Source organism: Micropruina sp., from assembly GCF_047607385.1.
Taxonomy (GTDB): Bacteria; Actinomycetota; Actinomycetes; order Propionibacteriales; family Propionibacteriaceae; genus Micropruina.
Genome location: NZ_JASGDE010000053.1, coordinates 1 through 19,848, shown reverse-complemented (window position 1 = coordinate 19,848; position 19,848 = coordinate 1). Strand labels below are relative to the sequence as shown.

At 70.8% G+C, this 19,848-nt stretch carries 17 protein-coding genes and 1 pseudogene; 7 read left to right on the top strand and 11 right to left on the bottom strand.

The window, feature by feature from the left end:
* Nucleotides 1-518 (top strand): annotated as a pseudogene (locus tag QM582_RS05275) (hypothetical protein); the annotation flags it as partial.
* Between the two features lie 129 nt (nucleotides 519-647).
* Here QM582_RS05275 and QM582_RS05270 read toward each other — a convergent pair.
* The 3 genes from QM582_RS05270 to QM582_RS05260 all read right to left on the bottom strand — a co-directional run bounded on the left by QM582_RS05270 (nucleotide 648) and on the right by QM582_RS05260 (nucleotide 5,014).
* Nucleotides 648-1,691, bottom strand: a complete 1,044-nt coding sequence (locus QM582_RS05270; protein ID WP_415082398.1) for an endonuclease/exonuclease/phosphatase family protein — start codon at nucleotides 1,689-1,691, stop codon at nucleotides 648-650.
* A gap of 64 nt (nucleotides 1,692-1,755) precedes the next feature.
* Nucleotides 1,756-3,498, bottom strand: a complete 1,743-nt coding sequence (locus tag QM582_RS05265) for a CDP-glycerol glycerophosphotransferase family protein (protein WP_415082396.1) — start codon at nucleotides 3,496-3,498, stop codon at nucleotides 1,756-1,758.
* Nucleotides 3,499-3,541: 43 nt separating this feature from the next.
* The gene (locus tag QM582_RS05260; RefSeq protein WP_415082394.1) at nucleotides 3,542-5,014 is read right to left on the bottom strand and encodes a D-ribitol-5-phosphate cytidylyltransferase; all 1,473 of its coding nucleotides are present in this window, start codon (nucleotides 5,012-5,014) and stop codon (nucleotides 3,542-3,544) included.
* 165 nt (nucleotides 5,015-5,179) lie between these two features.
* Here QM582_RS05260 and glp point away from each other — a divergent pair, with 165 nt between their 5' ends.
* Both glp and moaC read left to right on the top strand, forming a co-directional pair.
* Nucleotides 5,180-6,373, top strand: a complete 1,194-nt coding sequence (gene glp / locus QM582_RS05255; RefSeq protein ID WP_415082392.1) for a gephyrin-like molybdotransferase Glp — start codon at nucleotides 5,180-5,182, stop codon at nucleotides 6,371-6,373.
* Between the two features lie 4 nt (nucleotides 6,374-6,377).
* Nucleotides 6,378-6,842, top strand: coding sequence for a cyclic pyranopterin monophosphate synthase MoaC (gene moaC / locus QM582_RS05250; RefSeq protein ID WP_415082391.1), 465 nt, complete (start codon nucleotides 6,378-6,380; stop codon nucleotides 6,840-6,842).
* Nucleotides 6,843-6,893: 51 nt separating this feature from the next.
* Here moaC and QM582_RS05245 read toward each other — a convergent pair whose 3' ends face one another.
* The 3 genes from QM582_RS05245 to QM582_RS05235 form a co-directional block, all read right to left on the bottom strand.
* On the bottom strand, nucleotides 6,894-7,406 hold the full coding sequence (locus QM582_RS05245; RefSeq protein WP_415082389.1) for a MogA/MoaB family molybdenum cofactor biosynthesis protein: 513 nt from the start codon (nucleotides 7,404-7,406) through the stop codon (nucleotides 6,894-6,896).
* Nucleotides 7,407-7,492: 86 nt separating this feature from the next.
* Complete coding sequence (locus QM582_RS05240) at nucleotides 7,493-8,134, bottom strand: hypothetical protein (RefSeq protein WP_415082387.1); 642 nt, start codon at nucleotides 8,132-8,134, stop codon at nucleotides 7,493-7,495.
* A 5-nt stretch (nucleotides 8,135-8,139) separates the two neighbouring features.
* On the bottom strand, nucleotides 8,140-8,757 hold the full coding sequence (locus QM582_RS05235) for a phosphatase PAP2 family protein (RefSeq protein WP_415082386.1): 618 nt from the start codon (nucleotides 8,755-8,757) through the stop codon (nucleotides 8,140-8,142).
* A 33-nt stretch (nucleotides 8,758-8,790) separates the two neighbouring features.
* On the opposite strand from QM582_RS05235, the gene QM582_RS05230 reads away from it, so the two are divergent.
* Together QM582_RS05230 and acs are read left to right on the top strand one after the other, a co-directional pair.
* A complete protein-coding gene (locus tag QM582_RS05230) occupies nucleotides 8,791-9,333 on the top strand; it encodes a DUF4245 domain-containing protein (protein ID WP_415082384.1) in 543 nt (180 codons plus the stop codon).
* Nucleotides 9,334-9,616: 283 nt separating this feature from the next.
* Nucleotides 9,617-11,506, top strand: coding sequence for an acetate--CoA ligase (gene acs / locus QM582_RS05225; RefSeq protein ID WP_415082382.1), 1,890 nt, complete (start codon nucleotides 9,617-9,619; stop codon nucleotides 11,504-11,506).
* A gap of 118 nt (nucleotides 11,507-11,624) precedes the next feature.
* On the opposite strand, the gene QM582_RS05220 is transcribed toward acs, so the two are convergent.
* From QM582_RS05220 to xseA, 3 genes are read right to left on the bottom strand one after another with little or no spacing between them, the layout of a single operon-like run.
* Nucleotides 11,625-12,845, bottom strand: coding sequence for an MFS transporter (locus QM582_RS05220; protein ID WP_415082380.1), 1,221 nt, complete (start codon nucleotides 12,843-12,845; stop codon nucleotides 11,625-11,627).
* Between the two features lie 59 nt (nucleotides 12,846-12,904).
* Nucleotides 12,905-13,123, bottom strand: a complete 219-nt coding sequence (locus QM582_RS05215) for an exodeoxyribonuclease VII small subunit (RefSeq protein ID WP_415082378.1) — start codon at nucleotides 13,121-13,123, stop codon at nucleotides 12,905-12,907.
* Nucleotides 13,116-14,351, bottom strand: a complete 1,236-nt coding sequence (gene xseA, locus QM582_RS05210) for an exodeoxyribonuclease VII large subunit (protein ID WP_415082376.1) — start codon at nucleotides 14,349-14,351, stop codon at nucleotides 13,116-13,118. The genes QM582_RS05215 and xseA overlap by 8 nt, the downstream gene beginning before the upstream one ends.
* Nucleotides 14,352-14,520: 169 nt before the next feature.
* Here xseA and QM582_RS05205 point away from each other — a divergent pair, with 169 nt between their 5' ends.
* Both QM582_RS05205 and QM582_RS05200 read left to right on the top strand, forming a co-directional pair.
* A complete protein-coding gene (locus tag QM582_RS05205; RefSeq protein WP_415082374.1) occupies nucleotides 14,521-15,480 on the top strand; it encodes a 4-hydroxy-3-methylbut-2-enyl diphosphate reductase in 960 nt (319 codons plus the stop codon).
* Between the two features lie 78 nt (nucleotides 15,481-15,558).
* Nucleotides 15,559-17,250: a glycoside hydrolase family 13 protein gene (locus QM582_RS05200; RefSeq protein WP_415082372.1), complete on the top strand. Its 1,692-nt coding sequence runs from the start codon at nucleotides 15,559-15,561 to the stop codon at nucleotides 17,248-17,250.
* 21 nt (nucleotides 17,251-17,271) lie between these two features.
* Here the strand turns inward: QM582_RS05200 and ilvA are convergent, their stop codons facing one another.
* The gene (gene ilvA, locus QM582_RS05195) at nucleotides 17,272-18,543 is read right to left on the bottom strand and encodes a threonine ammonia-lyase IlvA (RefSeq protein ID WP_415082370.1); all 1,272 of its coding nucleotides are present in this window, start codon (nucleotides 18,541-18,543) and stop codon (nucleotides 17,272-17,274) included.
* Nucleotides 18,544-18,571: 28 nt separating this feature from the next.
* Nucleotides 18,572-19,848, bottom strand: a 1,277-nt coding sequence (locus QM582_RS05190; protein ID WP_415082368.1) for a DNA recombination protein RmuC, incomplete at its 5' end; no start/stop codon positions are given.

Here is a 19,848-nt window from a genome sequence, read left to right as displayed (position 1 = left end):
GCTGGTGGGCGATGGCCGCCGCCGTGCTGGCGGCGGTCGTGGTGGTGGCCGTGGTCTGGGCCGCCCGCGGCACCCAGCAGGTGGCCGAGGTGCCCAGCGTCACCCCGCCGGCCACGGCGTCCGCGACGCCCGGCGAGGAGCCCAGCGACCTGCCGGGCGAGACCCCGTCGGCCAGCCCGGCCCCGACCAGCACCCGCTCGCTGAGCCCGTACTGCCGCGACTACCTGGCGATCCTGGGCGGCGCCTCCGGGGGCACCCCCGACGATGACGCGTCCCCGGACACCGGGCAGCTCTCGGAGACTTTCGCGAAATGGCTGGAGCGCTACACCGCGGCGTCCAAGAAGGCCCCGGCTGCGTTGCAGCCGCACTATGCGAAGGTGATCCGCTATCTCAAGGACGCCAAGATCACCATCGACAGTGGCGACTGGAACGCGGTCCGGGCGCAACTGAAGCAATTGCCGAAGCTCAACAAGGCGATGGACGAGATCGAGACCCGGTCCGAGCGGCTCTGTCGCTGAGTTGGTGGCCGCGGCACCAGGGCGTCCGGGGCGGCGCCGATTACGCCGGTCGAGCTTGCCGAGACCCTCTGACCACGGGTTTCGACAAGCTCGACCAGCGCATCGCCGCCTGATCGGCGATTACGTCGATCAGGGCAGGTGGACGGTGGCCCGCAGCATGTTGTGATCCGACGGGATGGTGCCGACGAATCGGCCCTTCTTGTCCAGCTTCACGACGACCTCGAACTCCGAGACCCGCATCGGGCTGACGTAGATCTGGTCGATGTTCACGCCGTTGGTGCCCTCCGGGTAGTGCTGGGCCTCGCGCTTGAGGTGGTTCACGCTCCAGTAGTTGGTGCGGATCCGCTTCTCCACGGTGGCGTTCTTGCCGATCGCCTTCGAGCGATAGACGTGGCCCAGCGGATCGACGAAACCGGCGCCCAGGATCAGGTCCGAGGGCGCGTTGCTGGGCTTGGCCCACTTGTCGGAGTTCCAGTCGCCGACCATCACCACCGGCAGCGAATCGCGATGCTGCTTGAGGGTGTCGAGCACCTGCCGGGTCTGGGTCTTGCGGAGCTCGTAGTAGTAGTCGCTCTTGCGGTGCTCCAGGTGCGCGTTGACGAAGAGGAACTTCTTGCCGCTGCTGCGCTGCTGGAACCGTGCCCAGGCGACGTACCGGTCGCCCGCGCCGGAGGCCGAGGTGAGCTTCCGGGAACCCTGCGCCAACAGGGTGACGGTGCTGGAGTTGTAGATGATCCGGGTGCCCTGGCTGGCGCCCTGATCCTTGTACACGCACTTGCTCGGCGTGGTGACCCGCTCACAGTTGTAGCCGTTGCTGTTGGCCGCCCGGTAGGGGCTGCCCAGGGTGGAGAGCAACTCGCTGTACTGAGAAACCTGCTTGCCGGGAAGCTTGCCCTGCGAGGCCTCCTGGATGCCGACCACGTCCGGCTTCTGGTTCTTGATCGTCGAGGCCACCGCGGTGCGCCGCGACGACCACGACGGGCCGCCGCAGGTGGAGCACAGGATGTTGTAGCTGGCCACTCGCAGAGCCGGGGAACTCGGCTTCGGCTTGGGCTTCGGCTTGGCTTTCGCCTTCGCCATGGCGGGGGTGGGGCTGATCGCCGCCGGCGCGGCCAGCGCGCCGAAAGCGAGGGAGGCGATCAGGGGAATGCTGATGAATCTGCGAAGAGCCACGGGCTCCGCTCCTTCCAAGGCGCCTCAAGCTCGGGGGTAAGCCTGAGGAATGGCAAGGATGCTATCAGGGTTGGCTGGGTCGCAGTACGTCGCTGTCGAGCAGGTAACTGCGTGCGACATCGATGAAACGCTGGGCGTAGTGCTCGGGATCGGCGTCGCTCAAGTAGTAGGTGCGGAGCCGCTGCCGGGTGGTCGCCAGCGAGTCCGCGCCCAGCATGTCGGCGAGGGCCTGATCCAGCGACGCGGTGCTGCCGTCCTTGAAGACGTCGAACACGTAGGCCGCCTCGGACAGCGGGAACTCGTCCAGGAACGCCTGGCCGTGCGCCGACACCGCGGCCATCGCGAACGGCTTGCCGGAGAACAGGAAGTCGGAGACCACGCTGGAGACGTCCGACACCATCGCGTCGGCGGCGTTGAAGCAGTCCACCACCGACATCTCGGTCTCCGCGGTGGGGCCGTAGACGTGCCGGCGTCCGCTGGTCTTCGCGTCCTCGGCGAGCATGGCGATCACCTGGTCGCAGGCGGCGGCGTTGGCGGCGTGCCGGCGGGCGTAGGGATGCGGCCGGAAGACGACGGTGCAGCCCCGGTCCAGCAGCCAGCGGACGATCTCGGGCCCGGCCCGCAGCGAGCTGTAGTCGGAGTCCTCGTAGAAGCCCGACCAGGTCGGGCTGTACAGCACGGTCGGCTGCGCCACGGCCGCGATCGGCTGGGTGGCGATCTTGACGTCCTCCAGCTGCGGACGACCCACGATCACGCACTGGTCGGGGTGCACCTCCACGCCGTGCTTGCCGAACCGGTCGATGGCGGCCTGGCCGGCCACGAAATTGCGGGTGTACTGCCGGAAGGTCGGGCTGACGCTGGTGATCTTGTCGCTGTCGCCGTGGTTGAGCTGGATGTGGGTCAGGTGCGGGAACCGGATCATGTGCGAATTGCGCACCGCGGTGTTGGCGTAGAAGACCACCCGCAGCGATTCGGGCACCATCTCGTCGAGGTCGGTGAGCGCGCTGCGCATCAGCACCGGCGCGTCGGTGAGCTTGACCACCTCGTCGAAGTTGGCGGCGGTGCGGACCAGGATGAAATAGGGGGTGCCGAGCCGGGCCAGATAGGGCAGCCACATGGCGGCCTGGTAGGCGGTGCCGGCGGGGGCCTGCCAGTGGAAGGCGAAGACCGGTGCCAGCTTCGCCATCGTCTCGGGCAGGCTGCGCTCGAACCGGGACCGGGCCAGGTAGTAGCTGCCCACCTGGTAGAGCAGCACGCAGGTGAGCACCGCGCCCACCGCGACGATCAGCAGCAGCCAGGCCTGGGTGAAGTCGAAGGTGGACGACAGGGTGGCCGTCACGATCGCGATCAGATTGACCAGGTAGAGCAGATTGGCCAGGTCGGAGGACGGCACCGGCACCCGCCAGCCGGGGATGTTGGCGACCACCGGGACCGCCCGCCGGATCAGCGGCCGGGTGACGTGCTCGGCCAGGATGGACAACGAGGCCAGGGTCACCCCGGCCACGCCGAGGCTGGCGCCGCGGCCGTAGTAGTCGACCACCAGCGCGGCCAACAGCACGTCGATCCGGGCGAAGCTCATCGTGCCCATCACCAGCGGCAGCGAGGTCTTCTTGGTCAGGGTGCCGCGCAACTCGCTGATCGGGCCGGCCAGGATCGCGATCACCAGCACCCACATCAGGATCAGCGTGCCGACCCAGTTGGGGCTGATGATCGCGACCAGCATCACGATCACGCCCAGGGTGTTGCAGATAACGGCCAGCAGTGCTTCGGCGACTTTCGGTCGCAGAGCAAACCGCAGATACCTCATCGTTGGTGCTCCTCAGTCATCGGGGGTGGTGTCTGGGATCAGATCAGATTTCGGAGTCGAAGCCCTCACCCGACTCGGCCTTGGCGAGCGCCTCGGAGATGCGGCGGGCCTCCAGCTCGGTGCGCGACAGGCCGCCCTCGCTGTCCATCCGCCGGACGTCGACGACGTGGCCGGTGAGATTCGACAGCAGCACGTCCATCGAGGTCAGCGCGACCGCCTTGGAGGACAGCAGCGAGCCCTCCGGCTCGGCGCCGAAGGCCTTGCTGCGCATCGGGGTGGCGGTGCGCTCGGGGTTGATGCAGTTGACCCGGACGCCGATGTCGGACCACTCGTCGGCCAGCGCCTGGGTCAGGTTGACCACCGCCGCCTTGCACGAGGAATACACCGAATACGACGCCCGGCCGCGGGTGTAGGAACTCGAGGTGAAGAACAGCAGTTGGCCCTGGCTTTCCTGCAGATACTTGAGTCCGCAGCGGGCGGCGAGCACCGGGCCGACGTAGTTGACCCGGATTCCGTCGATAATCTCGTCCATCGGAACATCGGCGAGCTTGCCCCGGCTGAGCACCCCGGCGGTGACCACGATGTAGTCGATCCGCCCGGACTTCTCGAATGCGTCGGCGAAGGCCGCTTCGACGTCCTCGGCGCGGTCGATGTGGGTGCCGGTGCCGGAGCGGCTGTAGCAGTGCGCCGTCGCGCCGAAGCCGGTGGCCAGCTCGGCGATGTCGGCGCCGATGCCGTAGGAGCCGCCCAGCACCACCACCACCTTGCCGGCCAGCGCGGTGTGGTACGCGCCCGGCTCGGTCGGGGCGGGCGCCGCGCTGGAGCCGATCTGGAACAGCTTGTCGGCGATGAAGATGTCGATCGGCTCGGTGATCTTGACGTTGTGATCCGAACCCTCGACCACGTAAATGGGCTTGTCGGGGCGGTAGCGGAGGACGACGGTGCAGTCGTCGGTGGCGACGAAGGCGGGATCTTCCCAGGCCCGCCGGTAGGCGTCCACCAGGGTGCCCAGCCGGAAGGCCTGCGGGGTCTGGCCGCGGCGCATCCGGTGCCGGGGCGGGATCTCGGTGATCACCCGGTCGTCGTCCACCTCGATGATGGTGTCGGCCGAGGCGATGGCGACATCGACCGCGTCGTAGTTGTCCAGGGCGTCGATGCAGTCGCGGATGATCCGGTCGGCGAGCAGCGGACGGACGGCGTCGTGCGTCATCAGCTTGGTGTCGGCCGGGTACTCCTGCAGTGCGGCGAGGGCGCGCTGGGTGGTCTCGTTGCGGCTCTCGCCACCGGCGATGACCTTGGTCACCTTCGGGTAGTTCGACGCGATCTGCTCGGCCACGGCGATGTGATCGGGATGCATCAGCACGAAGATCTCGTCGATCGCGTCGGAGTTCTGGAAGATCTCGATGGTGTGCTCCATCACCGTCTTACCGGCGATCTTGATCAACTGTTTCGGGATCGAAAGTCCTACGCGGGAACCGGTACCCCCGGCAAGAATGATTCCGACCCTGGTGGCCACAGTCTCTCCCTTCCTCGAACTTGAACACCCTATCGTGGCGTCCGGGAAACCGGGTGGCGCGTTCGGCGTGTCAGGGTGGTCCCGGCCCGCCGCGGTGGTCAAGGTGGTGGGCATGCGCTCCAGACGAACCCCTGTCCCGACGGCCGGCCCGGGGTGCCGGCGGCGATGATCAGCGTCGAGGAGTATCGCGCCGCGGTGCTGGCCATGGCCGCCGGCCGGGTGCTGCCGGTCCGCGACGTCCCGCTGGCCGCCGCGGCGGGACGGGTGCTGGCCGCGGAACTGACCGCCCGGCTCACCGTGCCCCCGTTCGACAACTCGGCGATGGACGGTTTCGCCGTGCGCGCCGCCGACGTCGCGTCCGCGCCGGTGGTGCTGCGGGTGGTCGGCGAGAGCGCCGCGGTGAGCGGGCCGGTGCCGGTGCTGCGACCGGGAACCGCAGTGCGGGTGATGACCGGGGCCCGGGTGCCGACCGGCGCCGACGCGGTGGTGCCGGTCGAGCTCACCGATCAGCGTCCGGGCGCCGCGCCGCTGCCCGAACGGGTGCGGATCGACGAGCCGGTCGAGGTCGGACGCCACATCCGCCGGGCCGCCGAGGACCTGGCCGCCGGCGACACGGTGCTGCCGGCCGGTGCGGTGTTGACCCCGGCCGCGATCGGCGCCGCCGCCAGCGTGGGGTACGGAACGCTCGCCGTCCGGGCGCGTCCGCGGGTCGCGGTGGTGTCGACCGGTGCCGAGCTGGTGCCGCCCGGACGGCAGCCGGCGGACGGCCAGATCCCGGACTCCAACTCGGTGATGCTGGCCGCGCTGGCCGCGGCCGCCGGCGCCGAGGTGGTGGCGGTGCTGCGCAGCGGGGACGACCCGGCGGAACTGGCCGGGCTGCTGGACGGGCTGCCGGAGGTCGACCTGATCCTGACCGCCGGCGGGGTCTCGGCCGGAGCGTACGAGCCGGTGCGGCAGTTGGGCGGCGGGCTGGAGTTCTGCGCGGTGGCGATGCAGCCGGGCAAGCCGCAGGGGCACGGGCTGTGGGCCGGCGTGCCGCTGCTGGCCTTCCCGGGCAACCCGGTCAGCTCGTTCGTGTCCTTCCGGGTGTTCGGACGCCCGCTGCTGGACGCGCTGGCCGGCGCGCGGCGTCCGGAACGGCCCTGGCGGGCCGTGGCGCTGGAAGCCTGGCGTGCGCCGTCCGGGCGTCGCCAGTACGTGCCGGTCGTCGTGGAACCGGACGGGGTGCGGCCCAGCCATGCCCGCGGCTCGGGGTCGCACCTGGTCGCCTCGCTGCATCGGGCCGACGCGTTGGCGGTGGTGCCCGAGGACTGGGAGGCCGTCGCGGTCGGTGACCGGCTCGAAGTCATGGCAGTGTGAGCGGATGCGATTCACCCACCTGGACGACTCCGGCGCCGCCCGGATGGTCGACGTCACCGGCAAGCAGCCCACCGTCCGCGAGGCGACCGCAACCGGGCTGGTGACCTGCTCGGCGGAGGTGGTCGAGGCGCTGCGCAGCGGCACCGTGCCGAAGGGCGACGTGCTTGCGGTGGCCCGGGTGGCCGGCATCGCGGCCGCCAAGAAGGTGCCCGACCTGCTGCCGCTGGCGCACGTGATCGGCGTCCACGGGGTGGTGCTCGACCTGGCCATCGCCGACGCCGGGGTGGAGCTCAGCGCCACCGTCCGCACCGCCGACCGGACCGGGGTGGAGATGGAGGCACTGACCGCCGTCACCGTCGCCGCCCTGGCGATCGTCGACATGGTGAAGGGGGTGGACCGCTCGGCCGCCATCGCCGACTGCCGGATCGTCGCCAAGTCCGGCGGCCGCAGCGGCGACTGGGTGCGCTAGCGAAGCCCGGATCGTCGTCGGTCGAGCTTGCCGAGACCCGGGCGGGTCCGGTCAGCCGACCGGGTCGGTTGCGGCGTGATCGCCGCCGTCCAGCTGGTCGAGGACGTGGGCGACCAGCGGGCCGGCCACGGCGACCGCGTCCCGGACGCCGCCCGGCGAGCCGGGTGCGTTCACCACGAACGCCGGTAGCCACTTCTTGAGCCGGACGATGCCGGCCTCCGCTCTGGTCAGCGCAGCGGTCGGCACCTGGGCGGCGCCGCGCCGGCGGATCTCGTCCACCACCCCGGGCAGGGCCAGGGACAGCAGTTCCGCGGTGACCTGCGGGGTGACGTCCCGCGGGCCGATCCCGGTGCCCCCGGTGGTGAGCACGAAACGGGCCCCTTGCTTGATCGCCGCGCGGATGCCGCGCCGGATCTCGGCCGGGTCGTCCGGCACCACCGCCACGTCGGCGTCGATGCCGTGCTCGGCCAGCAGCTCGACCGCGAGCGGGCCGGAACGGTCGGTGTAGATGCCGGCGCTGGCCCGGTCGGAGACGGTCAGCACGGCGCCGGGAATGCGGTTCATGGCTTCACGGTAACCGGCGCCTCGGCACCCGGCGGGGAGGTCCATCGGCTCGTGGGCGCGGCCGCCGCTCCCTCACCGCAGCTCGGTCACTGCTGCCGCAGCCGGTACAGCCGGTAGCCGAAGCGTCGCCCCTCGCGCTCCACCTCGATCACCGTCTCGGTCAGGCTGCCCAGGCCGGCCAGGGTCGCGGCCAGCTCGGGGGCCGCGTCCTCCGACCAGATCGCCAGCACGCCACCGGGCGCGAGCCGTTCGGACGCGGTCCGCAGCCAGTCCGCGGCGTACACCCGGGCGTTGTGGTCGTGGATCAGGAAGCCCGGACCGTTGTCGACGTCGAGCAGGATCGCGTCGAAGGCCTCGTCGCGGCGGGGCAGCCATTCGGCGATGTCGCCGTGGTGCAGTTGGATCCGCGGATCGTGCGCCACCCGCTCCAACTGCTCGGTGACGCCCTGCATCGCCCAGTCGATCAGCGGCCCGGCCAGCTCGACGACGTGGACGTGCCGGGCGCCGTTGTCCAGCAGCCGGGCCGCGGTGTAGCCCAGGCCGAGGCCGCCGACCAGCACCGTCCCGGGCCGCGGGCCGGCCGCGTCGGCCAGGGCCAGCTCGCTGGTCACCTCGGCGGAGTCCATCGCGAAGACGCCGTTCACGATCAGTTCGATGACGTCGCCACGGCTCCGCAGCGCGATCTCGCCCTGCGGGGTGTGCGCCCGGGCCAACTCCACCGACGGCATCGCCGTCACCGCTCCCGGTCGCCGAGCAGGTCGCGGGCCAGCGCCGCGCAGCTCAGGCCGTTGAGGTACCCGGCGAGCACGTCGCTGGCGTAGTGCTGGCCGTTGTACAGCCGCGACCAGCCGAGCAGGGCCAGGTACCCGGCCAGGGCGGAGCCGGCTGCGACCCGCAGCGGACGCGGCAACGAGGCCGCGCCGGCGCCGATGGTCACCGCCAGGGCGGTCATCGCGCCGACGTGCCCGCTGGGAAAGCTGGACGTCGGCTGCCGGGTGCCGAGCCGCTGCAGCGCCGGACGGGGGCGTCCGACCGCGAGCGAACTGGCGACGTGGGTGGCCGAGGCCAGCGCCATCGCCACCGCAGGCACGGCTGCCGCACGCCGGCGTCCGTGGGCCAGCAGGGCGGCGGTGATGGCGACACCGACCGCGATCGCCGGCACCGTGTCCGAGCTGCGGGACAGCCCGGCGGCCAGTGCCGCGGCGCGTGTGCCGCCGGTCCGGCGCAGGTCATGGTTCAGCCGGTGCTCGGCCGGCAGGTCGCGCAGCGGGCCGGTGATCAGGCGTCCGGCCAGCACATTGCCGGCGATCAGGCCGGCGACTCCGGCCGCGGTGCGCAGAACCCGTGGCATGACGGTGAGCGTAGTTGGTGAAGAATGGGTTCCGTGGCAGCCCGTCGTCCCAGTCCCACCGTCCCCCAGATACTGGTCGCGGTCGCGGCACTGCTGGTGCCGGTGGTGCTGATCTACCTCTGGTTCAGCCGCGTCCCCGAGCCGGAGGCCCGCGCGGTCGACTGGCAGCCGGTGGTCGCCCAGGCCCGCGCCGAAGCGCCCTATCCGGTCGCGGTTCCGGAGAACCTGCCGGAGACCTGGGTCGTGGTCCGGGCCCGCTGGACGCCGCAGGGCGAGCCCGGCCTGGATCAGAAGGCGGCCACCGGGAACACCTTCCAGCTGGGCTTCCTCACTCCCGAGCGGATGTACATCGGCCTCGACCAGCGCGACACCGATGCCGCCGGGCTGATTCGTGAGGTCACCCGGGGCGCCGCGTCCGACGGCGAGAGCGACCTGGCCGGGACGCGGTGGCAGCGCTACGTCAGCGACGACGACCGGACCAGGGCGCTGGTCCGCAGCGATTCGGCGAGCACGCTGGTGATCAGCGGCGACCTGCCCTATCCGGCGCTGGAGGCGTTCGCCACCACGCTGCGGTGAGCCGGATCGGCTTCTCCGCGAATTCCCCGACCCGACCGGCGCCGGGTGGCAGGCGGTGGCTCGCCGGCTCCAGCGCCAGCGACGCCTGCCGCACCCGTCCGGCTTCCGGTTCCCGCACCGTCCCTGGCTACGGCGGCCCGGACCCGGTGATCCGTCCGTCACCTGTCCGGTCCCGGCGATCCGTCCGCCACCTGCCCGTTCGGGACGGCGAGTGCTTCCACCGGCCGCCCGGCGCGATTAGTCTCACAACGTCCAACCGGCTCCAACGGAGGAGATGCCTGCAATGGCCAAGCTCGAAGGCGACGTCGTCTACCCCGACCCCTCGATCGCAGCTGAGTCCCACGTCCCCGACCCCGACACGCTGCGCGCCGAAGCGCTCGCCGACCCGCAGGGCTTCTGGGCCGACCGGGCCCGCGAACTGGAGTGGTTCTCGCCGTGGGACAAGGTGGTCGACGACTCGAACGCACCGTTCTTCAAATGGTTCACCGGGGCCGAGGTGAACATCGTGCACAACTGCCTGGACCGGCACGTCGCCGGGCCGAACAAGAACAAGCTGGCGCTGATCTGGCAGAGCGAGGACGGCAAGGAACACCGCACCTTCAGCTACTTCTCGCTGAACCGGCAGGTCAACCAGATGGCCAACGTGTTCAAGGCGATGGGTGTCGTCAAGGGCGACCGGGTGACCATCTACCTGCCCCGGATTCCCGAGGTCTTCTTCGCCATGCTGGCCTGCGCCAAGATCGGCGCCATCCACTCGGTGATCTTCGCCGGCTTCTCCGCCGACGCGCTGACCGACCGGATCGACGACTCCAAGTCGAAGCTGGTGATCACCGCCGACGGGTCGTGGATCAACGGCAAGGTCTTCCCGCTCAAGGAGATCGTCGACAAGGCGGTGAAGTTCTCCCCGACGGTCGAGAACGTGATCGTGGTGAAGCGCACCGGCTCCGAGGTGACCATGGATCCGCTGCGCGACCACTGGTACCACGACCTGCAGGCGCTGCCGATCGCCAAGGGCAAGTGCGAAACCGAGAAGCTGGATTCCGAGCACCCGCTGTACATCCTGTACACGTCCGGTTCGACGGGTAAGCCGAAGGCGATCCTGCACACCCACGGCGGCTACATGGTCGGCATCTACACCACGCTGAAGTACTCCTTCGACATGCGTCCCGAGGACCGCTGGTGGTGCACCGCCGACCCGGGCTGGGTGACCGGGCACTCCTACCTGGTCTACGGGCCGCTGCTCACCGGCGCCACCACCTTCATGTTCGAGGGCGGCCCGACCTACCCGTACCCGAGCCGCTGGTGGCAGCTGGTGGAGTACTACGGGATCACCCAGTTCTACACCGCGCCCACCGCGATCCGGTCGCTGATGCGTTTCGGCGAGGCCTGGCCGAACCGGCACGACCTGTCGTCGCTGCGGCTGCTCGGCTCGGTCGGCGAGCCGATCAACCCCGAGGCCTGGCACTGGTTCCACCGGGTGATCGGCAAGGAGCAGTGCCCGGTGATCGACACCTGGTGGCAGACCGAGACCGGCATGTTCCAGATCACCCAGGTGCCCGGTGAGCCGCAGAAGCCCGGCTCCGGCGGCAAGCCGTTCTTCGGCCAGGACGCCGCCATCCTCAACGAGGCCGGCGAGGAGGTGCCGGACGGCGACGAGGGCTTCCTGGTGTTGAAGAACCCGTGGCCGGGCATGTTCCGGACGCTGTACGGCGACGACCAGCGCTACATCGACACCTACTGGTCGAAGTACCCGGGCGTCTACCTGGCCGGGGACGCCGCCCGCCGCGACGCCGACGGCTACTTCTGGATCATCGGACGCACCGACGACGTGATCAACGTCTCCGGTCACCGGCTCGGCACCGCCGAGGTGGAGTCGGCGCTGGTGTCCCACCCGGACGTCACCGAGGCCGCCGTGGTCGGGCTGCCGCACGAGGTGAAGGGCCAGGCCATCCACGCCTTCGTGACGCTGCGGGTCGGCGTCCAGGGCAGCCAGGAACTGGCCGAGGAGCTGCGGGCGCACGTGGCGTCCCACCTGTCGCCGATCGCCAAGCCGGACGCCATCGACTTCCCCGACAAGCTGCCCAAGACCCGCTCCGGCAAGATCATGCGCCGGGTGCTGAAGGCGCGAGCCCTGGGCCAGGACGAAGGCGACCTGACCACGCTGGAGGATTAGGACCTCGGGTCCGTCCCGAGTTGATGTCGCACCGTCCCGGGGTCGTCGCACCAGTTCACACCCGTGCAACGACCCCAAGACGGTGCAACGTGCCGGAGGTCGCGGTGACGGACGTGGCTCAGCGGCGTCCGAGCGGAATCAGGGCGACCACCAGCACGATCACCGGCAGGGTGAACAGCGCCAGCCCGGCGAAACCGACCCAGCCCAGCACGCCGCCGGCAGCCACCGCGCCGAGGGCGCCCAGCAGGCTCATCGCGGCGTCGTTGCGACCCTGCCGCCGGACCCGCAGCTCGGGAGCGGACGCCTCGGTGAGCAGCGCCGCGCCGGCCACGGTGGCGGCGCTCCAGCCCAGTCCGAGCAGGATCAGCGCCACCGTCACCCAGCGCGGATCGGACGCCCCCAGCGCGATCACCCCGGCGCTGGCGGCCAGTGTCGCGTAGCCCAGCACGATGGTGGGCAGCCGGCCCCAGCGGTCGGCCAGCGCGCCGAAGACGGGGGAGAGCGCGTACATGCCGGCGATGTGCAGGCTGATGGTGAGCCCCACGATGGTCAGCGTCGCGCCGTGGTGCAGCAGGTGGATCGGCGTCATCGCCATCACCGACACCATCACGCCGTGCGCCCCGACCACGGTCAGCATGGCGTAGCGGGCCGCCAGCGGACGGTCGGGGTGCGCCGCCGCGGTGGCGGCCCCGGTGCGGGTGAGCGCCACCCGCCGAGCCAGCAGCAGCGGGTCGGGGCGCAGCCCGAACCAGTACAGGGCGATCCCGGAGAGCTGTCCGACAACGGTGAACAGATAGGGACCGGTGAGTTCCGGCATCCCCACCAGGGCCCCGAGCGCCTCACCCGGCCCGACCAGGTTCGGCCCGAGCACCGCGCCGAGCGTGGTCGCCCACACCACCATGGACAGATCTCGGCCGCGGGAGGCGTCCGTGGCCAGGTCGGTCGCCGCGAACCGGGCCTGCAGGTTGGCGGCCTGGCCGGCGCCGATCAGGGCGAAGCCCAGCAGCAGCATCGGGAACGACCGCACCGCGACCGCGCCGATCACCAGGCCGACCCCGAGCAGCGCCACCGCCATCCCGGACGCCAGCGCGAGACCGCGGCCGCGGCGTCCGGCCAGGGTGGCCAGCGGCATCGAGGTGGCCGCGGTGCCCAGGGTGATGAAGGCCGTGGCCAGCCCGGAGAGCCCGTCGTCGCCGGAGATGGTCGCGGCCAGCACGGCGCCGAGCGAGACGGTGGCGCCGAAGCTGATCCCGCTCAGCACCTGGCCGGCCGACAGCACCCAGAGCGTGCGGCGTTGGTGCTGGGCCAGCCGGGGCACTTCCTCGAGCAATTCGGGCACCGCGTCACCCTATTGCCGTTCGGCGCCGAAACGCTGTCCCGAGCGCCCGGCGGCGCGGTCTAGCCGGCGGGGGAGGCCTCGGAAGGTTCGGACGCGGTGGCGGCCTCGATGGTGGCCTTGGCGCCGTCCAGCCACTCCTGGCAGCGGCGGGCCAGGGCCTCGCCCTCCTGCCACAGCTCCATCGCGGTGGACAGCGGCACCGAGCCGGCCTCCAGTGTCTGGACGACCTCGACCAGCCGCTGTCTGGCCTGTTCGTAGCTCTGCGGCTGTTCAGCCATCGGATCCCCTCCTGGTCTCGACAGTGGTGACATCGGCACGGACGGTGCCGTCGGCGAGCATCGCCACGATGGTGTCGCCGGGCGTGACCGCGGCGGTGGAGTCCACCGGTTCGCCGGCGTCGGTGCTGATGATCGCGTAGCCGCGCAGCAGGGTGGCCCGCGGGGAGAGCGCCCGGACCCGGCCCACGGCGTGCTCGACCCAGGCCGCCTCCTCGCGGAGCCGTCCGCGCACCGCCCGCTCGCCGCGGGCCCGGAGCTCGCGCAGCTGGTTCAACTGGACCGTCACCGGCCCGAGCGGGTCGGCCAGCACCGGCCGGGTGCGGAGCGTCTGCAGGTAGTGGCGTTCCCGTTCCAGCATCCGCACCGTGGCGGCGCGGACGCGGTGCGCGGCCTGCTCGACCCGGTGCCGCTCGTCGGCGACGTCGGGGACGACTCGTTTGGCGGCGTCGGTGGGGGTGGCGGCGCGGACGTCCGCCACCAGGTCGATGATCGGAGTGTCCGGCTCGTGCCCGATGGCACTGACCACCGGGGTGCGGCAGGCGAACACCGCCCGGGCCAGCGACTCGTCCGAGAACGGCAGCAGGTCCTGCAGCGAGCCGCCGCCGCGGGCGATCACGATCACCTGCACCTCCGGGTCGCGGTCGAGCGCGGCCAGCGCGTCCCGCACCTGCTCGACACAGGACGTGCCCTGCATCAGTGCGTGCTTGACGCTGAACCGGACGCCGGGCCAGCGACCGCGGGCCACCTGCAGCACGTCGCGCTCGGCGGCGCTGCCTTCGCCGGTGATCAGCCCGACCGACCGGGGCAGGAACGGCAGCGGCTGCTTGCGGGCGCGGTCGAACAGTCCCTCGGCCTGCAGCATCCGCTTGCGCTGCTCGATCTGGGCCAGCAGCCGTCCCTCGCCGGAGGCGCGCAGGTCGGTGCATTCGAAGGTCAGCGACCCGCTCCGGCTCCACACCGTGGGCCGGACCAGCGCCACCACCTCCATGCCTTCGGCGACCGGGCCGGCGGCGTCCAACACACCGGTGGACGCGGTGACGGTCACCGACACCTCGGCCAGGGCGTCCCGCAGGGTGAGGAAGTGGGTGGCGGCGCCCGACCGGCGCTTCAGCTCCAGTAGCTGGCCACAGACCCAGACGCTGCCCAACCGCTCCACCCAGCTCTTGGTGGCGGCCAGCACGGTGCGCAGCGGCTGCGGCTGCTCCGGACTGCTGGCGAGTGGGGACACGCTGTCACCCTAGGACATGCCTCCGACAACCTCGCCGCCCTCCCTCCCGTCTTCCCTTCCGCTCGCCTAACTATTTGCCGCTCGCCGAATTCGGCGAGCGGCAAATAGTTAGGCGAGCGCGGGTTCGGGGCGGACGGGCCTGCCGAACCCGGTCGATAGACTGGCGGCCATGACCGAGTCCAAACGCGTCGTCGTCGCGGCCCCGCGGGGTTACTGTGCCGGGGTCGACCGCGCGGTGATCACGGTCGAGCGGGCCCTCGATCTGTACGGGCCGCCGGTCTACGTCCGCAAGCAGATCGTGCACAACCGGCACGTGGTGGAAGACCTGGAAGCGCGTGGTGCCATCTTCGTCGAAGAGCTGGACGAGGTGCCCGAGGGTTCGACGGTGGTGTTCTCGGCGCACGGAGTCTCTCCGGCGGTGCATGCCGAGGCCGCCGAGCGCAGCCTGAAGACCATCGACGCCACCTGCCCGCTGGTCACCAAGGTGCACAGTGAGGCCCGCCGGTTCGCCAACCAGGGGCTGCAGATCCTGCTGATCGGCCACGCTGGGCACGAGGAGGTCGAGGGCACCGCGGGCGAGGCGCCCGAGCACATCACCCTGGTGGAGACCCCCGAGGACGTCGCCGACGTCGAGATCGGCGATCCGGCCAAGGTGGCCTGGCTGTCGCAGACGACGCTCAGCGTGGACGAGACCTGGGAGACCGTCGGCAAGCTCCGGGAGAAATTCCCGCAGCTGATCGACCCGCCCAGCGACGACATCTGCTACGCGACCCAGAACCGGCAGTCCGCGGTCAAGCAGATCGCTGCGGACGCCGACCTGGTGATCGTGGTCGGGTCGCGCAACTCGTCCAACTCGGTGCGCCTGGTCGAGGTGGCGCTGGAGGCCGGCGCGAAGGCGTCCCACCGCGTCGACAACGCCGGCGAGATCGACGAGGCCTGGCTGGAGGGCGTGCAGAGCGTGGGCGTCACCTCGGGCGCCTCGGTGCCGGACGAGTTGGTGCAGGGCGTGCTGGAATTCCTCCAGGAGCGCGGCTATCCCGCCGCCGTCGAGGAACGGCTGACCGAGGAGAACCTGGTCTTCGCGTTGCCGCCGGAGCTTCGCAGAGACCTGCGGCGCGCCAACGCCTGAGCGGTTGACCGGCGTCCCCGATTCCTCGACGCTGGGGCGACCGGGCAATACCCGGAACACCATTCGAGGAGCAGCGTCATGACAGCACCAGGGGGCGACGACGCATCGGTCGCCGGTGAGTTTCCAGTCGACCGGGCATCGATGACGACACCCTGGTGGCGCGATGCGGTGATCTATCAGGTGTACCTGCCCAGTTTCGCCGACGGCGACGGCGACGGATTCGGCGATATCGAGGGCTTGCGTTCCCGGCTGCCCTATCTGCGCGAACTCGGCGTCGATGCGCTCTGGATCACCCCCTGGTATCGGTCCCCGATGGTGGACGGCGGGTACGACGTCGCGGACTTCCGCGCGATCGATCCCCGGTTCGGCACGTTGAGTGAGGCCGAGCAGTTGATCGGCGACGCGCACGCGCTCGGCCTGCGGGTCATTCCCGACATCGTGCCCAACCACACCTCGGATCAGCACGCCTGGTTCCAGGCGGCTCTGCGGGCCGGGCCCGGCAGCCCCGAACGCGACCGGTACATCTTCCGGCCGGGCCGGGGCCGGGACGGCGAACTGCCCCCGAACAACTGGCCCTCGCGATTCGGCGGCCCGGCCTGGCAACGGGTGACCGAGCCGGACGGAAGCCCGGGAGAGTGGTATCTGCACCTCTACGCCCCGGAGCAGCCCGATGTGAATTGGGCGAACCCGGAGGTGCGCGCCGAGTTCCGTGACATTCTTCGCTTCTGGTTCGACCGGGGCATCGACGGATTCCGCATCGACGTCGCCCACGGGAACATCAAGCAGCAGGGGTTGCCCGACATCATGCCGGGCGCCGACGAAGCCACCGACGGCAGCCACCCCTACCGTGACCACGAGGGATTGCAGGAACTCTTCGCAGAGTGGCGGCAGGTGGCCGACGAGTACGACGGCGACCGCACCTTCGTCGCCGAATTATGGCTTCCGTCGACCGAACGGATGGCGCGCCACCTGCGTCCGGGCCTGCTGCACACCGCTTTCAACTTCAACTTCCTGCGCACCGCATGGGAGCCCACGGCGTTGCGTGCGGTGATCGACGACACCATGACGTCGCTGGACGCGGTGGGGGCGCCGGCCACCTGGGTGTTGTCCAATCACGACGTGACGCGTCACGTCAGTCGGTTCGGCCGGCCCCCGAAGGGTTGGGGCAACGGCGCGCACTACGTCATCGAGGGGCCGCTGGACGGTGAACTCGGCCGGCGGCGGGCCCGGGCCGCGGCGATGCTCACCCTCGCCCTGCCGGGTGGATGTTACGTCTACCAAGGCGACGAGCTCGGCCTGGCGGAGGTCGAAGACCTCCCCGAGGCGGCGCTGCGCGACCCGGTGTGGACCAACTCAGGCCACACCCGGCGGGGCCGGGACGGATGCCGGGTGCCGCTTCCCTGGTCGGGTGACCGTAGTCCGTACGGGTTCAGTGCCGCCGGCGCGGAGTCGCCCTGGCTGCCCCAGCCCGCCTGCTGGGCCGGCCACACCGTTGCGGATCAGGACGGCGATCCCGCATCGCACCTGGAGTTGTATCGGACCGGCCTGCGGATCCGGCGCTCGCACCCTGCTCTCGGCGACGGGTCGATGACGTGGAACGAGTCCGCGCCCGGTGTTCTGGACTTCAGCCGTGCCCGCGGGTTCCGCTGCATCCTGAACTTCGCGGACGACGACGTTCCGCTGCCCCCGACCGGTGAGGTGCTGCTGTCCAGCGTCACACTGACCGGCCGCTTCCTGCCGCCCGACTCGGCGGTGTGGCTGACCAGCTGACGATGCCGGTCCGCGCGGATGTCAGACCAGGAACCGGTAGAACGGGCTGTCGGGCGCGATGCGGTCGACGATCAGCCGGCTGTTCTTCATCCGATCGAGCAGGCCTTGCAGATCGGTGGGATCGCCGAGCTCGACACCGACCAGGGCCGGCCCGGTCTCCCGGTTGGAGCGTTTCACGTACTCGAACAGGGTGATGTCGTCGTCCGGGCCGAGGATGTCGTCGAGGAACCGGCGCAGGGCGCCCGGCTCCTGCGGGAAGTTGACCAGGAAGTAGTGCTTGCTGCCCTGGTACACCAACGCCCGCTCGGCGATCTCGGCGTAGCGGGACAGGTCGTTGTTGCCGCCGGAGACGATGGCGACCACCACCCGGCCGGGGGACGGCTTGTAGATGCCGAGCGCCGCGGACGCCAGCGCGCCGGCCGGTTCGGCGATGACGCCGTCGGTCTGGTACAGCTCCAGCATCTCGGAGCAGATCCGGCCTTCGGGCACCGAGAACATGTGCGGCTTGAGCCGGCGGGCGATGTCGAAGGTGAGTTCACCCACCCGGCGCACCGCCGCGCCGTCCACGAAGGTGTCCAGCTTGGGCAGATCGCGGGGGCGTCCGGCCTCCAGCGCGATCGCCATGGACGCCGCGCCGGCCGGCTCGGCGCCGACCACCTTGGTGCCCGGGTGTCGCTCGGCCAGCCAGGTCAGGCAGCCGCCGATCATGCCGCCGCCGCCGACCGGGACGATCAGGGTGTCCGGCGCCCGGCCCAGTTGCCGGACGACCTCGGCCGCGACGGTGCCCTGACCGGCGATGGTGCGGACGTCGTCGAAGGCCGGCACCATGGTGCAGCCCTGCTCGGCGACGATCTGGTCGGCCCGGGCGGCGGCCTCGTCGTAGGTGTCGCCGTGCACGATCAACTCGACCCAGCCCTCACCCAGCTGGCGCATCCGCTGCCGCTTCTGCCGCGGGGTGGTGGACGGCACCACGATGGTGGCCTTGATGCCCAGCCGGGCACAGGCGAAGGCGACGCCCTGGCCATGGTTCCCGGCGCTGGCGCACACCACCCCGGCGGCGCGCTCGGCCTCGTCCAGCTGGCAGATCAGGTTGTAGGCCCCGCGCAGCTTGTAGGAGCGGACGGGCTGCAGGTCTTCGCGCTTGAGCCAGACCTGGGCGCCGGTGGCGTCCGACAACCGCTTGTTGAACTGCAGCGGGCTTTCGATGACGATCCCGGCCAGCCGTTCGGCGGCCTCTTCGATGCTGTCGGCCGTGACGCCGGCGGTGGTGCTGCCCTGCGTGGTGACGCTCATTCGACCATTCTTGCCCCTTCGCCGCAGCTCAGCCCGCGGTGCGTCGTCGCCGAGACGGCGGGGCCTCGCCGGCGAGCAGTTCGTCTAGTGCCGGTTGCGGACGGTTCAGCTGCTCCGGGTCGTCGGGACGCGCGCCGATCAGCGGGGTGACCTGGACGGCGTCGTCGACCAGTTCCGGCGCGGTCAGCGGCCGGACCGCGGAGTCGACCACGTTGACGGTGGCCAGTTCCTTGCCGGTGACGTGCAGATCGCGCAGCTTCCGCGCGGTCGGGAACACCCGGCCCTCGATCGAGCCGACCGCCTGGTTGTAGGCGGTCACCGAGGCCCCGAGCGAGCGCCCGACCTTGTCGAAGTGGCCGCCCAGGGTGCCCAGCCGGTCGTACAGCTCGCGGGCCAGTTCGGAGACCTGGGCCGCCGACTCGGCCAGCGCGGCCTGCTTCCAGCCGTAGGACACCGCCCGCAGCAGGCCGATCAGGGTGGTCGGGGTGGCCAGGATCACATTGCGCTGCGAGGCGTACTCGTGCAGGTCGGGCTGCCGGCTCAGTGCTTCGGCGGCGAGTGCCTCGCTGGGGATGAACATCACCACGAACTCGGGGGTGCCGAAGTCGGACTTGAAGTAGGCCTTGCCGGAGAGCTGGTCGACATGGGTCCGGACGTTCTTGGAGAACTGCTTCAGCGCCTGCTCGCGGGTCTTCTCGTCGTCGGTCTCGTTGGCGTCCAGGAAGGCGGCCAACGGCACCTTGGAATCGACCCAGACGAACCGGTCGCCGTCGAGCAGCACCTTCAGGTCGGGCCGGATCACCTGGTCGGCGGTGGTGCTGGTGGTCTGCTGGGTGACGAAATCGCAGTGCTCGACCATGCCGGCCAGTTCGACCACCCGCTTGAGCTGCTGCTCGCCCCAGTGGCCGCGGACGTGCGGCTTGCGCAGCGCGGTGACCAGGGCCCGGGTCTCCAGCCGGAGCTGCTCACCGGTGGCCTGCACGTTGCGCACCTGGTTGGCCAGTTCGGTGGCCATCACGGCGCGCTGCTGCTCGACCTCGCCCAGCCGGGTGCGGAACGCCTCCAGCGTCTCGTGGACGGGCTTGAGCAGCAGCTCGGTGGCCTTCAGCCGCTTCTCGGCGGTGTCGTCGGCGGCCTTGCCCTGCCGCTCCAAGGTCTCGGCGGAGAGCACCTTGAACTGGCTGACCAACGACTCGCGATCGGCGGCCAGCTCCTCGGCACGTTTGACCGCCGCGTCGCGCTGGGCCACCGCGGCGGCCAGGTTCGCCGCCACCTCGGCCGCCTCGGCTTGGGCCGCGGAGGCGG